The organism is uncultured Friedmanniella sp. (assembly GCF_964244005.1).
Lineage (GTDB): Bacteria > Actinomycetota > Actinomycetes > Propionibacteriales > Propionibacteriaceae > Microlunatus.
The window spans coordinates 46,369-59,408 of record NZ_CAXTHG010000028.1 but is presented as its reverse complement, the minus strand read 5'-3'; the positions used below and the strand labels follow the sequence as shown (position 1 = coordinate 59,408).

At 69.4% G+C, this 13,040-nt stretch carries 15 protein-coding genes; 3 read left to right on the top strand and 12 right to left on the bottom strand.

The genetic code is table 11. The features are described 5' to 3' along the window. The 8 genes from ACFE76_RS16415 to ACFE76_RS16380 all read right to left on the bottom strand — a co-directional run. On the bottom strand, positions 1-751 hold a 751-nt coding region (locus ACFE76_RS16415), incomplete at its 3' end, for an aconitase family protein (RefSeq protein WP_375432850.1). Between the two features lie 120 nt (positions 752-871). Continuing rightward, positions 872-1,747 carry a DUF350 domain-containing protein gene (locus tag ACFE76_RS16410; RefSeq protein WP_375432847.1) on the bottom strand — a complete coding sequence of 292 codons (876 nt, stop codon included), beginning with the start codon at positions 1,745-1,747 and terminating at the stop codon, positions 872-874. Positions 1,748-1,784: 37 nt separating this feature from the next. Then, complete coding sequence (locus tag ACFE76_RS16405) at positions 1,785-3,164, bottom strand: glutathionylspermidine synthase family protein (RefSeq protein WP_375432846.1); 1,380 nt, start codon at positions 3,162-3,164, stop codon at positions 1,785-1,787. Next, on the bottom strand, positions 3,164-3,580 hold the full coding sequence (locus tag ACFE76_RS16400; protein WP_375432845.1) for a hypothetical protein: 417 nt from the start codon (positions 3,578-3,580) through the stop codon (positions 3,164-3,166). The genes ACFE76_RS16405 and ACFE76_RS16400 overlap by 1 nt, the downstream gene beginning before the upstream one ends. Positions 3,581-3,679: 99 nt before the next feature. Further along, entirely contained in the window at positions 3,680-4,903 is a 1,224-nt protein-coding gene (locus ACFE76_RS16395; RefSeq protein WP_375432844.1) for a class I SAM-dependent RNA methyltransferase, read from the bottom strand. After that, complete coding sequence (locus tag ACFE76_RS16390) at positions 4,893-5,636, bottom strand: hypothetical protein (protein ID WP_375432843.1); 744 nt, start codon at positions 5,634-5,636, stop codon at positions 4,893-4,895. Before ACFE76_RS16390 ends, ACFE76_RS16395 begins: the two co-directional genes overlap by 11 nt. A gap of 59 nt (positions 5,637-5,695) precedes the next feature. Then, positions 5,696-6,280 carry a hypothetical protein gene (locus tag ACFE76_RS16385; RefSeq protein ID WP_375432842.1) on the bottom strand — a complete coding sequence of 195 codons (585 nt, stop codon included), beginning with the start codon at positions 6,278-6,280 and terminating at the stop codon, positions 5,696-5,698. A gap of 317 nt (positions 6,281-6,597) precedes the next feature. Beyond that, complete coding sequence (locus ACFE76_RS16380) at positions 6,598-8,544, bottom strand: APC family permease (RefSeq protein ID WP_375432849.1); 1,947 nt, start codon at positions 8,542-8,544, stop codon at positions 6,598-6,600. A 181-nt stretch (positions 8,545-8,725) separates the two neighbouring features. On the opposite strand from ACFE76_RS16380, the gene ACFE76_RS16375 reads away from it, so the two are divergent. Together ACFE76_RS16375 and ACFE76_RS16370 are read left to right on the top strand one after the other, a co-directional pair. Further along, positions 8,726-9,376: a potassium channel family protein gene (locus ACFE76_RS16375; RefSeq protein WP_375432848.1), complete on the top strand. Its 651-nt coding sequence runs from the start codon at positions 8,726-8,728 to the stop codon at positions 9,374-9,376. A 66-nt stretch (positions 9,377-9,442) separates the two neighbouring features. Then, positions 9,443-10,150, top strand: a complete 708-nt coding sequence (locus ACFE76_RS16370) for a potassium channel family protein (protein ID WP_375432841.1) — start codon at positions 9,443-9,445, stop codon at positions 10,148-10,150. Positions 10,151-10,365: 215 nt separating this feature from the next. Here the strand turns inward: ACFE76_RS16370 and ACFE76_RS16365 are convergent, their stop codons facing one another. From ACFE76_RS16365 to ACFE76_RS16350, 4 genes are all read right to left on the bottom strand, one after another. After that, complete coding sequence (locus ACFE76_RS16365) at positions 10,366-10,761, bottom strand: OB-fold nucleic acid binding domain-containing protein (protein ID WP_375432840.1); 396 nt, start codon at positions 10,759-10,761, stop codon at positions 10,366-10,368. Between the two features lie 109 nt (positions 10,762-10,870). After that, entirely contained in the window at positions 10,871-11,656 is a 786-nt protein-coding gene (locus ACFE76_RS16360; protein WP_375432839.1) for a DUF3710 domain-containing protein, read from the bottom strand. Beyond that, a complete protein-coding gene (gene dut, locus ACFE76_RS16355) occupies positions 11,653-12,132 on the bottom strand; it encodes a dUTP diphosphatase (RefSeq protein ID WP_375432838.1) in 480 nt (159 codons plus the stop codon). The genes ACFE76_RS16360 and dut overlap by 4 nt, the downstream gene beginning before the upstream one ends. Continuing rightward, the gene (locus ACFE76_RS16350; RefSeq protein ID WP_375432837.1) at positions 12,129-12,569 is read right to left on the bottom strand and encodes a DUF3093 domain-containing protein; all 441 of its coding nucleotides are present in this window, start codon (positions 12,567-12,569) and stop codon (positions 12,129-12,131) included. The genes dut and ACFE76_RS16350 overlap by 4 nt, the downstream gene beginning before the upstream one ends. A 109-nt stretch (positions 12,570-12,678) precedes the next feature. On the opposite strand from ACFE76_RS16350, the gene ACFE76_RS16345 reads away from it, so the two are divergent. Then, positions 12,679-12,972 carry a DUF4235 domain-containing protein gene (locus ACFE76_RS16345; RefSeq protein ID WP_375432836.1) on the top strand — a complete coding sequence of 98 codons (294 nt, stop codon included), beginning with the start codon at positions 12,679-12,681 and terminating at the stop codon, positions 12,970-12,972. Positions 12,973-13,040: the final 68 nt, after the last annotated feature.

Sequence of the window (13,040 nt, the reverse complement as noted above, 5' to 3'; positions counted from 1 at the left end):
AGCCGACGACGCGCGGGATGAGCATCGAGACGGGCTGGCCGAGCATGGCCGCCTCCGCCTCGATCCCGCCCACACCCCAGCCGACGACACCGAGGCCGTTGACCATCGTGGTGTGGGAGTCGGTGCCGACGCAGGTGTCGGGGTAGGCCTGGAGGGCGCCACCGTCGCCGGTCGCCCGGGTGAAGATCACCCGGGCCAGGTGCTCGATGTTGACCTGGTGCACGATCCCGGTGCCGGGCGGCACGACCTTGAAGTCGTCGAAGGCGGTCTGGCCCCAGCGCAGGAACTGGTAGCGCTCGCGGTTGCGGCCGTACTCGATCTCGACGTTGCGGCTGAAGGCGTCCGAGGTGCCGAAGACGTCGGCGATGACGGAGTGGTCGATCACCAGCTCGGCCGGGGCGAGCGGGTTGATCAAGGTGGCGTCGCCGCCGAGGTCGGCCATCGCCTCGCGCATCGTCGCCAGGTCGACGACGCAGGGCACGCCGGTGAAGTCCTGCATGATGACGCGGGCCGGGGTGAACTGGATCTCGTGGCTCGGGTCGGCGGTGGCGTCCCACGCCGCCAGGCCGCGGATGTGGTCGGCGGTGATGTTCGCGCCGTCCTCGGTCCGCAACAGGTTCTCGAGCAGGATCTTCAGGCTGTACGGCAGCTTGTCCGCGCCCTCGACGGCGTCCAGCCGGAAGATCTCGTAGGTCTGGCCCTCGACGTCCAGCGTCGCCTTGGCACCGAAACTGTTCACGCTCATCTGCACTCCTGAGTCGACCAAAAGTATCTTGATGTCAAGATACCTCACCGCACCAACCTCTCGTAGCCTCTCGCACGGGCCGGCACAGCACCTGGAAAGGGTTGCCTAACTCCGGCGCCCGCCGGGCTACAGCTGGGTACGGACGACCGCAGCCACCAGCACCGCGACCGTCACCATCACGACGGCGCCGAAGGCCGACGCCACGACGCGGTGCTCGCGCTGCACGGCGCCGATCGTCAGACCGCGCAGCAGCAGCCGGTTCGCCAGCCACCGGAACAGGTAAAGGGTGACCACCGCGACGACCGCCGTGACCGAGAACGCCACCAGGCCGACCCCCCAGCCGGTGAAGTCACCCGCCACCCCCTCACGGACGACGATGCCGACCGACAGCAGCACGCCGGCCGCCTCGAAGGCCGCCGTCAGGCCGCCGGCCCGCAGCTCGTCGCGGATGCTCCAGGGCGTGACCGCCTCGTGCAGCCAGAAGACCGCCACCACCAGGGCCAGCCCCAGGCCGCCGAAGACGACGGTGCTGGCCAGGCCCAGGGCCATCGTCGGCGACGCTCCGGTCAGCGAGCCGTTCAGGATGAAGCCGAAACCGAGGTAGAAGCCGGCCTCCACGACCCCGAGGGCGACGTTGCCGCGCAGCAGCTCCGCGTCGTTGGCCGTCCGGCGCAGCAGCACACCATCGACGACGTAGCGGACGGCGACGAACGCCACGACGACCCAGACCAGCTCGTAGGTCTGGCCGAGCAGGCTGTACCAGGGCAGGTCGTCCGCCGTCCTGGTCGTCGTCGGCAGCGCGGCGATCGCGAAGCCCAGGACCAGAGCGGCGCGCTGCACCAGGTACGCGACGCTCCCGTCGCGGAACAGCACCTGGTGGTCGTCGAACCGGGTCAGCCGGTTCTGGAGGAACCACAGCAATCCACCGGCGACCAGGGACAGCAGCAGGCTGACCGTCGCCGCCGGCAGGTTCGAGAGGGTGCCTTGCCAGTAGTCGAGCACGTACTTCTCCTTCTGGTCCGTGGGCCGGGTGGGGCGCTCAGCCCCGGATGACGTGCGGCACGCAGACGCTGAGGTTGTCCACCACGACCGTGGAGCCCTCCCGGATGTCCATCCCGGCCGGCTCCCCGTCCACGTACCAGAGGCCCAGCGTCGGGAAGTTGTCCCCCTCGAACCCGACGAAGTTCGGCGGCGGCGCGTAGGCCTGGACGACGAAACCCTGGTCAGCGTACGGTCCGGGCGTGCTGAGCACGGTCTCGCCGTCGACGACCACGGTGACGTTGGCGCCCTCGCGGCCGAGCAGCGGCTTGCGGACGTAGCTGGTCAGGGTGGGCGGCTGCTCCCCGTCGAACCAGGCGGGAATCAGCAGGAGGCTCCGCTCGGCGTCGCGGCCGAACAGCTGCCAGAGCACCGGGAGCAGGCCCTTGGTCGACCACAGCATCTTGTACGGCGGCTCGACCCAGATCGTCCCGCCCGGCCGCGCCATGTCCTCGAAGACGGCCTGGCCGAACGGCTCCGCGCAGATGTGCTCCCAGGCGTGCAGCTTGAACACCACGTCGAGGTGCCGCTGCTCGCCGTCGGGGAACCGGCCGTCGTAGAAGCGGCCGTCCGCCCCGAGGTGGATCTGCTCGACGTAGAGCCACTGGGTCTCGTACCCCGCCTGCCGGCAGGTCTCCTGCATCACGCGCAGGTTCTGCAGGTCCTCGTACGAGCAGTCCTCGACCCGGATCTGCGACCGCTGCTCCGGCGGCACCGCGTCGAGGAACTCCGGCAGCAGGTTGTCGTGCCAGGTACAGGCGAAGTAGACGCATGGCTTGTGCCCGAGCTCGGCCTCGGCGTGGCTGAGGTTGCGCTTCCAGGCGTCGACGAGCATCTCGAACACGCCGTTCCACTGGTCGTCGCCCTGCTTGGTCCCTTCGAACCAGCTCCACTGGATGATCGCAGTCTCGAGCAGCGAGGTCGGGGTGTCAGCGTTGAACTCGTACAGCCGGATCCGGCCGAGGGCGGCGTCGGCGGCGTCCTGGGCGTCGGTGGTCGCCAGGTCGAGGAAGCGGTTACCTCCGTACACCGCGTCGATCCGGCCGTAGACGCTGCCCCAGTCGACAGGTGCACCCTGGGCGTCGCGGCGGTCCCAGCTGCGGGCGACCTCCAGCCGGGCCCAGCCCGGGATCCCGAGCCGGTCCATCAGCTCGGGATGAGCAAGGATGAAGTCGCCGGCCGTGACGAACATGTCCAGCAGCGTGACCATGTCGGCGTGCATCTGGTCGATCTCGGCTGCGCTGAAGGCGTAGTGGGCGCTCTCGCTCCAGTAGGAACGGGTGCTGCCGTCGGGCATCAGTGTCTGCCAGTACGTCAGCCCCTGCTCGGTGACGACGTCGGGCCAGTTCTCGCGGACGATGCCGCTCGGACGCCGCTCCATCAGCTGCCGCTCCCGCCCCTGGACGAGCCGCCGAAGCCGCCGCCCTTGGACGAGCTCGTCTTGGTGACCTTGCCGCCGAGCCCGCCGCTGCCGGTCACCCGCCCGGTCGCGGGGAGGCCGGCTTGCTGGCGCGCCGCGGTGTCGTTGTAGGGGAAGTGCTGCCCGCCGTTCAGCCGGTACCCGAGCCCACGGCCGCCACCGAAGCCGCCGATCCAGATGAAGCCGCCGCCGAACCCGCCCGGATGGTTCTCGTCGCAGTTTCGCTCGTCGATGACGGTGCCGTCCTCGGTGGCGCAGTAGACGTCCTCGGTGTAGGTCTCCTGCTGGCTGGAGCAGGCGCTCACCGCCCCCGACGCGAGGAAGGCGGTCGCCAGACCCACCCCGACCGACCGCGGAACCCGGGACCTGCGCTGCATCGACACTCCCTGTACGTCCGCGAGGTCGCGGAAGATCGATCCTAGTCGCCACAGAGGCCACCCGGCCGGTGAGCGGTCAGACCTCCGTTGACCCCTGGGTCAGCCGGCGGCTGACCGGTCGGGCTCGAGGATCGCCACGCACTCGACGTGCTGGGTCATCGGGAACAGGTCGAAGCCGCGGATGCTCGTGGCCCGGTAGCCCAGCCGAGCGGCGGTGCCGAGGTCGCGGGCCAGGGCAGCCGGGTCGCAGGCCACGTACGCCACCGCGCGCGGCCGGCGCTCCAGCAGCGCGACCAGCACCTGCTTCCCCGCCCCGCTGCGCGGCGGGTCGAGCACGACCAGGTCCGTACGGCGAGGCAGCCGGGCCAGTCCGCGCTCCACCCGGTCAGCGCGCAGGTGCACCCGGTCGGCCACGTCGGCCAGGTTGCGCCGGGCGGTGAGCACCGCCCGATGGCCCGACTCGAGCCCCCACACCTCACAGCCCGCGTCAGCCAGCGCGCCGGCGAAGAGCCCGACCCCGCCGTACAGGTCGAACGCCCGCTCCCCTCGTCGGGGCTGCAGACCGTCCAGCACCGCGCCCACCAGCGTGTCGGCCGCCGCCGGGTGCACCTGCCAGAAGCCGTCCGCCTCGACCGCCCAGGACCGCCCGGCCGCCTGCTCGGTCAGCTCGGACTCGCCCTGCTGCAGCCGGCCGGCCACGAGCAGCGCCGAACCAGAGGCGGCCGCCGCGCTCACCAGCTCAGCCTCAGCCGGCCAGCGGCGGTCGACCACCGCGGGGGTCCGCCGGTCGGCGATCGGGCAGCCGCCCTCGGGCAGCAGCACGAGGTCACGCGAGCGGTGCGCCCGTAGCCCCGCCCGACCGTCGGCGTCGACGTGATAGCGCATCCGGGTCCGCCAGTGCAGCCCGTCGGCCGTGGCCGGGGTGTCGACCCCGACGACGTCACCGTCCCAGTCGATCTCGGCCAGGCGTTGCAGTTGTTCGGCGACCACTGCCGTCTTGAGCCGCCGCTGAGCGGCCAGGTCGACGTGCTGGAAGTCGCAGCCGCCGCAGAGCCCCGGCCCGGCGACCGGGCAGCGGGGCTCGACCCGGTCCGGGCTCGCGGTGAGGATCTCGACCGCGTCCGCCCGCCAGAAGGAGGCGTGGCTGTCGTCGGTGACCCGGACCAGCACCCGCTCCCCGGGCAGCGTGTGCCGGACGAACAGCACCCGGCCCCGTTCCTGCCCCGGCTCCGGCTCGAGCCGGGCCACGCAATGCCCGCCGTGCGCGACCGGCCCCACGTCGACCGGACCGAGCAGTGGACCGGTTCGACTGCTACTGCTCAAGAGGGACAGGACCGACTCCGAGATTGCGAATTGACTTGGTCAACAGTTGTTTGCCACGGATCTCAATCAAGCAACGCGCATCGCTCGGATCCGACTCTTTCAGGACTTTGAGCCCGGTTACCTTGAGTTGGTCATCGACCTCGGAAAGTGACTGGTGCAAGTAGTCGGCCGCAGCGGTCGGGCAATCACGCTCGTTTCCGTCGTCAGCGGGACCGGCCGCCGCGTACTCGCCGGAGTGGTTGGCGGAACAGGGTACGAGACTCCGTCTCCTGTCGTCGACACATCGCCTCCAGATATCGGCCCCAGGCTCAAGAAACGCGTCGCGACTTGTGCCTTCAACATTGGATGCCGCTTCGAGGAGGCACCGCGAGTCGGAAACAATGGGATTAAATAGAGGAACATCTGTGCCGGGAGCGCCGCCAAGATATTCCACCGCGGCCGCCGTCGTGCACGGGCCCGTCAGCACCTCGAACCGGTGCGGTTGAGCGCAGTCGACAGGACGACGAGCTTGGTCGAGGCAGTTCTCCACCCGATTATCGCCACCCGTTCCCTGCGGGGAAGGCTGCTCGGACGAAGCCGTCAGTACACGCGAGGACGACGCAGAGGCCGACGAAGGGGAATCGTTTGCGGATGGTTGGGACGAACTGACGGTCGGGTCGGTACCGGCACCGATGTCGACGACTGAGGAGATGATGGTGAATATGCTGCCGATGATGCCAAGGACGACCGCCACGAAAGCGAGCGTGTGGTCCTTCGCGAGTCGCTCGATCCGACTGGGTCCTCCCGCTCCGGTCACGTGAGCTTTAGGTTCGTCAAGACCCCGACGACTCTGCTGTTGTAGTCGCAGACCTTACCGCCCAGCCACATCTGGATCTTTAGCGCATTCACATTTGACACTGGCGCTTCGAACGTCCGGATCTTGTTGAACGGAACGCTTTTCTGGTCTATATATCCGCCGTTACCAGTCACCTGGACATACAAGACTGTGTCCGAATCTTCGGAGTCATCGCCTTGGCCAAAATCAAAGCTGATCTTTGCGAAATTGTTGGCCAGTCGCAACTCGATGGTAGTGGTCGAGTCCGATGGTTCCTCCTCGCAGTTTCTCAGTGGCCCGCTGACTCCCGACAACTGCTGCTGCCCAGCGACGTTGAAGCGCCCGTCCCGCCACTCGTCAGGCGTCTTGAAGAAGTCCGCCGTAGTCAGACTGCGACCCGTCGCATCCCGGCTGAGTACCGGTGGACGTGGCGACGCTCCGGTATCGTCAGTGTCGTCACTACCGCCACCGTCTTCCGTGCTTGCCGTCGAGGGAGATGCGGTTTCTTCATCGGTGGGGCTCGGAGAGGCCGGCGTCGGAGTTGCGATTGTCTCGGAAGGCACGGGTGATGCGCTCGATGGCTGAGCTGCCGGAACGGACGGCGTTCCACCAGTTGGGGCACTACAGGCAACCAGCGAGCACGCCGTGAAGAGGCATGCCATCGCTGGCGCCAAGAGCCGACGACGAGAAGTTGTGGACGTCCCCGAGAATGTCACGATCGGCACAGTACAACCTCGGAGGCGACTCTCAGCCAAGTGTCGGTAAGTCTGATCCCGTTCAGACTGCGTCTGTCGAGGCGAGACATCTGAAGCACGCATCCGAACCTTTGCGAGCCGAAGTCGCACCAATACGCTGCACGTACTGCTCGGCTGGACTGCGTTCACCCGCGGCGGATGCGTCGCGCGTTGCCGCTGACGCTCTCGCGCTCGAGGCGTTCCTTGGCCTTGCCGGACGAGGCGAGCAGGTAGGGCACCGAGGTGACCATCACGCCCGGGGTGAACAGCAGCCGACCCTTCAGCCGCAGGGCGCTCTGGTTGTGCAGGATCTGTTCCCACCAGTGCCCGACCACGTACTCGGGGATGTAGACCGTGACCACGTCGCGGGGGCTCTCGGTGCGGACGTTCTTGACGTAGTCGAGGATCGGGTTGGTCACCTCGCGGTACGGCGAGGCGACGACCTTGAGCGGGACGGAGAGCCCGGCGGCCTCCCAGTGCTCGACGAGCCGCTTGGTCTCCTCCTCGTCGACGTCTACGGTCAGCGCCTCGAGACTGCTCGGCCGGGCGGCCTTGGCGAAGGCGAGTGCCCGGAGAGTCGGCCGGTGGAGCTTGGAGACGAGCACGATCGCCCGGACCCGGCTGGGCAGCATTCGGTCGGTGTTCTCGTCCCAGGCGGTCTCCTCGGCGACCGAGTCGTAGTGCCGACGAATCGCCTTCATCAGGATGAAGATCGCCGCCATCGCGATGATCGCGATGTAGGCGCCCTGCAGGAACTTGCTCAGCAGCACGATCACCAGCACGGTTCCGGTCATGGTCAGACCGATCGCGTTGATCACCCGCGACTGGCGCATCCGGCGCCGGGAGGCCGTGTTGGTCTCGTTCTTGAGCAGCCGGGTCCAGTGCCGCAGCATGCCCAGCTGGCTGACCGTGAAGGACACGAACACCCCGACCACGTACAGCTGGATCAGGCTGGTGACGTCGGCCTTGAACGCCACGATCAGCACGATCGCCATCACCGCCAGCACGAGGATCCCGTTGCTGTAGGCGAGCCGGTCGCCGCGGGTGTGCAGCTGGCGGGGCAGGTAGCCGTCGCGGGCGAGGATCGAGCCGAGCACGGGGAAGCCGTTGAACGCGGTGTTCGCGGCCAAGAACAAGATGATGAACGTCGCGGCGATGACGAAGTAGAAGCCGGGGCGGAAGCCGGAGAACACGATGTCGGCGAGCTGGGCGATGCCGGTCTTCTCGACCACGTCGACGCGCTCGCCGTTCAGCGTGTAGTACGACCGGCCGGCGTCGATGAGCTTGAGCTGGGTCAGGTGGGCCAGCACGACGACCCCGATCACCATGGTGACCGCGACCCCGCCGAGCAGGGCCAGCGTGGTGGCCGCGTTCTTGCTCTTGGGCTTGCGGAACGCCGGCACCCCGTTGCTGATGGCCTCGACGCCGGTCAGCGCGGCACAGCCGGAGGAGAACGTCCGCGCCAGCAGGGCGACCATCGCGAAGCCCGTGAACGCGGCGTACTGGGGGTCCGGCTCGATCCCGTACTGCGCGCTCTCGGCCAGCAGGGGCTCGTTGAGCACCAGGATCCGGAAGAGGCCGTAGAGGACCATCGCGATGATGCCGAACATGAAGCAGTAGGTCGGTACCGCGAACAGGCCGCCCGACTCGCGGACGCCGCGCAGGTTGAGCGCCATCAAGACGACGACCGCGATCGAGGCGGCCAGCGCCTCGTGCCCGTCCAGGAAGTGCAGCAGCGGCACCGACTTGGCGTTCTGGACGCCCGAGGAGATCGAAACGGCCACGGTGAGGACGTAGTCGACGAGCAGCGCGCTGCCGACGGTGAGCCCGGCGTTCGAGCCGAGGTTGGTGGTCGCGACCTCGTAGTCGCCGCCGCCGGAGGGATAGGCGTGCACGTTCTGCCGGTACGAGGCGACGACCACCAGCATCACCACGGCCACCGCGATGGCGATCTTCCACGAGAAGGAGTAGGCGGCGAGCCCGGCGAGCGACAGGGTCAGCAGGATCTCGTCCGGCGCGTACGCCACCGAGGACAGCGCGTCCGAGGCGAAGACGGGGAGGGCGATCCGCTTGGGCAGCAGGGTCTCGCCCATCTGGCTGCTGCGGAGCTTGCGGCCGACCAGTAGCCGCTTGCCAACGTCGGACAGGGTGGCCACGCAGACACACTCTCATAGGCCTGGCGCGGTCCCGACTCGTCGCGACGGCGCCGCAGTGAGGAGCGCGTAAGGCCGACCCGCCCCGGTCACTAGACTGCCTCGGGTGCACATCGTGATCATGGGCTGCGGACGCGTCGGCTCCAGCCTGGCCCGGAGCCTGGAGAAACGCGGTCACTCCGTCGCGGTGGTCGACATCGACGCCGACGCCTTCCGTCGGCTCGGCCCAGACTTCGCCGGCCGGTGCGTCAAGGGGGTCGGCTTCGACCGCGAGGTGCTGCTCGAGGCCGGCATCGAGGGCGCCGACGGTTTCGCGGCGGTCTCCAGCGGTGACAACTCCAACATCTTGTCGGCCCGGGTGGTGCGGGAGAACTTTCACGTCAGCAACGTCGTGGCCCGGATCTATGACCCGGGGCGCGCCGAGGTGTACGAGCGGCTGGGCATCCCCACCGTCGCGACCGTTCGCTGGACCGCTGACCAGGTGCTGCGCCGGCTGCTGCCCGCCGGGTCGGAGCCGCACTGGCGCGACCCGTCCGGGTCGGTCCGGCTGATGGAGGTGCACGTCGACCGGGGCTGGGTGGGCCGCACCCTGGCCCAGATGGAAGAGGCCACTGAGGCCCGGATCCCCTTCCTGTTCCGACTCGGCTCCGGCATGGTGCCCAAGCCCAAGACCGTTTTCCAGGACGGCGACCTCGCGTACGCCGCCGTGGCCGACGCGCGGTTGGCCGAGGTCGAGGCCGTCCTCGGAGCGCCCCCGGCCAAGGCCGACTGACCCGCGCCCCTCCCTCTTCCTCAGCCTCGACCAACTCTGCGCAGCCTCGACAAACTAGGAGCAACCATGCGGGTGGCCATCGCCGGTGCCGGTAACGTCGGCCGGTCCATCGCCGCCGAGCTCGTCGAGAACGGGCACGAGGTGCTGCTGATCGACCGCAACCCGCGGGCGATCAAGTCCGACACGCTGCCCGAGGCGGAGTGGTTGCTGGCCGACGCGTGCGAGCTGTCCTCGCTGGAGGAGGCGGGCATCGACACCTGTGACGTCGCCATCGCCGCCACCGGGGACGACAAGGCCAACCTGGTGATGTCGCTGCTGTGCAAGACCGAGTTCGGCGTACCGCGGACGGTCGGCCGGGTCAACCACCCCAAGAACGAGTGGCTTTTCAACGACGTCTGGGGCGTCGACGTCGCTGTCTCGACCCCCCGGCTGATGTCGGCCCTGGTCGAGGAGGCGGTGACCGTCGGCGACCTCGTCCGGCTCCTCACCTTCCACGAGGGCGCGGCCAACCTGGTCGAGATGACCCTGCCCAACGACTCCCCGACCGTCGGCATCCGGATCGGCGAGCTCGACTGGCCCGGCGACGTCGTGCTGGTGGCCATCATCCGCGACGGCCACGCCCAAGCCCCCGACCCCGACGGCGCCCTCGAAGGCGGCGACGAGCTGCTCTTCGTCACCGCCCAGGACTACGAGCAACAGCTCGCCGACATGCTCTCCCCCCGCGAAGGCCGGATCGCCGTCGCCAAGCTCGCCCCCCGCGTCCAGACGATCTAGCCGCTCCCCCGGCGCCCCTGGGCTCGCCGAGGCGCCCGTCTCAAGTCCCCGGTAGAGCCCGGACGGTCACTTCACAGGGTCGCGGGCGACCCCACACGTGCGGGCGAAGCAGTGAAGTCGCCCGCGACCCTGTGAAGTGGGGGTCCTGGGTGTGCCCAGGACGGTGGCTGGCGAGCCGGGCGGACAAGCCCGGGGGGTCAAGCGGAGGGGGCGGGTCAGGAGGCGGGGCCGTCCAGCAGCTCGTAGCGGGGGTTGTAGACCAGGCGCTTGCCTTCGTGGCAGCTGATCCGGCCCCAGACCTTCAGCGTGCGGCCGGGATCGATGCCGGGGATCTGACGGCGGCCGAGCCAGAGCAGGGTGACGGTGCCGGAGCCGTCGCGCAGCGCGACCTCCAGCGCCGGGTGGCCGGCGCGCGGGGTGATGGTCACCGTGGCGACCGTCCCGGTCAAGGCGACCTGCTGCCGGTCCTCACAGGTCTGGATCGGGACGGCGCCCGCCTCCCGGACCTGCTGCTGCAGCTCCTCGGACTCCAGCTCGGCGTTGGAGGAGCCGAGCCGACGGAGGGCACGCTGCAGCCTGCTCTCCTTGGGCGGCTTCACTTCGGAGGACACGAGAAACTCCTGGTACATCTCAGACGTAGGGGGCTGACGCGGGCTGCGGCCCCTGCTCCAGCATCTCACCGTCGACGACCGCTGTCAGCCGACCCCCGGGGAGGTCGGCTCAGACCTCGTCCTCGGGCTCCTCGGCCACCAGGTTCTGCGGCATGGTCAGCGGCAGCAGGTCGCCGGGGGCCATGGCTTCGTCACCGCGCCGGACCACGATCTGCCGGAAGGCCTCGACCAGCTCGGCGACGGGCGACTCGACCCCGTCCTCGAGGGCGGCCTGGCCGTAGACGATGCCGCGGAGCAGCCAGCGCGGCCCCTCCGCCACCCACATCCGCGACGGCTGGTAGCCCTGATCGCCCTCGGGGGTCGTCACCGGGATGAACCGGCGCAGCTCCACCCCGAACGGTCCCTCAGCCAGGGCGGCCGACCCGCCGACCTCGATGGCACTGGCCATGATCTCTTCCCGCAGCTCGCTCCACAGCCCGCCGCTACGGGGGGCCGCGTACGCCCCGACCTCCAGCGCCGACTCGGCGTGCAGCAGCATCGCCGACACGATCTGCTGGGTCTCCTCCGACATCTGCAGCCGCAGCTCCGCGCCCGGAAAACCGGCCAGCACCATGGCGCCGAGGTCGATCCGCGGCACCTCGGGGGTGCCGGTCAGGTCGTCGACCTCGCTGATGTCGTACGGGCCCTCGGTCCGCCAGTCGGTGGCGTCCAGCGCCTCGACGTCCAGCTCCACCTCGGCCGACTCATCCGCCTCGTCCTCCCCGGCCTCGTCGGCAGCACCCTCATCGACCAGCTCGGCGTCGGGGTCGGTCGACTCGTTGCTCGTCTCGGCGTCCAGACCGGCGTCCTCGGTCTCGAGCTCGTCGACGCGCTTCTTGTTGCGGCGGAAAATCACCGGGCCAGTATTCCCCCGGTCGACCCGAACCCGCCAATTCCCCGGACCGAGTCGGGCAGTTCCTCGACCACCTCGAACTCCGCCCGGCCGACCGCCGAGACGACGAGCTGGGCGATCCGGTCACCCGCGGCGAAGGACACCGGCTGGGAACGGTCGGTGTTCAGGAGGCAGACGCAGATCTCGCCGCGGTAGCCGGCGTCGACCGTGCCCGGGGCGTTCAGCACGGTGACGCCGAAGCGGGTCGCCAGCCCGGACCGCGGGTGGACCAGACCGACGTACCCCTCAGGCAGGGCCAGCGCGACCCCCGTACCGACCAGCCGGCGTTCACCGGGAGCCAGCGTGAAGGGCTCCAGACAGCGCAGGTCGGCGCCGGCGTCGCCGGGATGGGCGTACGTGGGCAGCTCCGCGTCAGGGTGCAGCCGACAGAACAGCACCCGGACGGGCCCGCCGGACCCCACCACCGAAGGCCCGGTCACCGGCCCGTACCGGCGAGGGCGGCGGCCAGTCGGGCGGGTCGACGGCTCGAGACCAGCCAGTACGGCACTGGGTCGTCGGGGTCGTCGAGCACGACCTCCACCGCCGTCCGGATGTAGGGCTTGAGCACCAGGTGGGCCCGGGCGTCCGCCTCGACGCCGCCCCGCCGGTCGGTGGCCGCGGCGTCGAGGGCAGTGACGGTACCGACGTAGGAGCGCTCGATCACCGCGCGGCCGATGCGCAGCTCGGTGTCGTCGACGCTGACCACGACCCCCATCGTGGTGAAGATGAGTGCGGCGGCCCCCATCGAGACCACGGCAACCCCGATACCCCACGCCGGGCCGAGGTAGAAGCCGATCGCCGCCAGCATCGACACGGCGAAGAGCGCGGCCAGCACCCACCAGGCCACCGGCACGGTGAGGCGTTCACGGAAGAGCATGCCCCGTAACCTACGCGGCCGGAGCCGTCCGCCGGCGCCCGTTCCGGGGAACTAGGATCGGCCATCGCGGGACACCGCGAAAGAGAACCAGCACCAGGAAGGCGGCACCATGGGTGCGTCAGAGAAGCTCCTCTGGAAGGTCTACGTCGGCGTCATCGGCGCCGTGACCACGATCATCGCCCAGCGACTGGTCTCGACCGGCTGGAAGGTGGTGACGGGTGACAAGCCGCCGTCGCCCACGGACCCGGAGATCTCCAACGTCGAGGCGGTCAGCTGGGCGCTCGCGAGCGGCGTGGGCGTCGGGGTCACCCAGCTGCTCGTCAAGCGGACGGCGGCGCGGCGCTGGGCCACCCGGATCGGCCAGCACACCCCGGACGGCGGCAAGGTCAAGGTCAAGTTCTGAATCTTCGGCGGTTGATCATCAAGCCCGCCTGAAGCGACCACCAGCCCTCGCGGCGAGCGATGTACGGA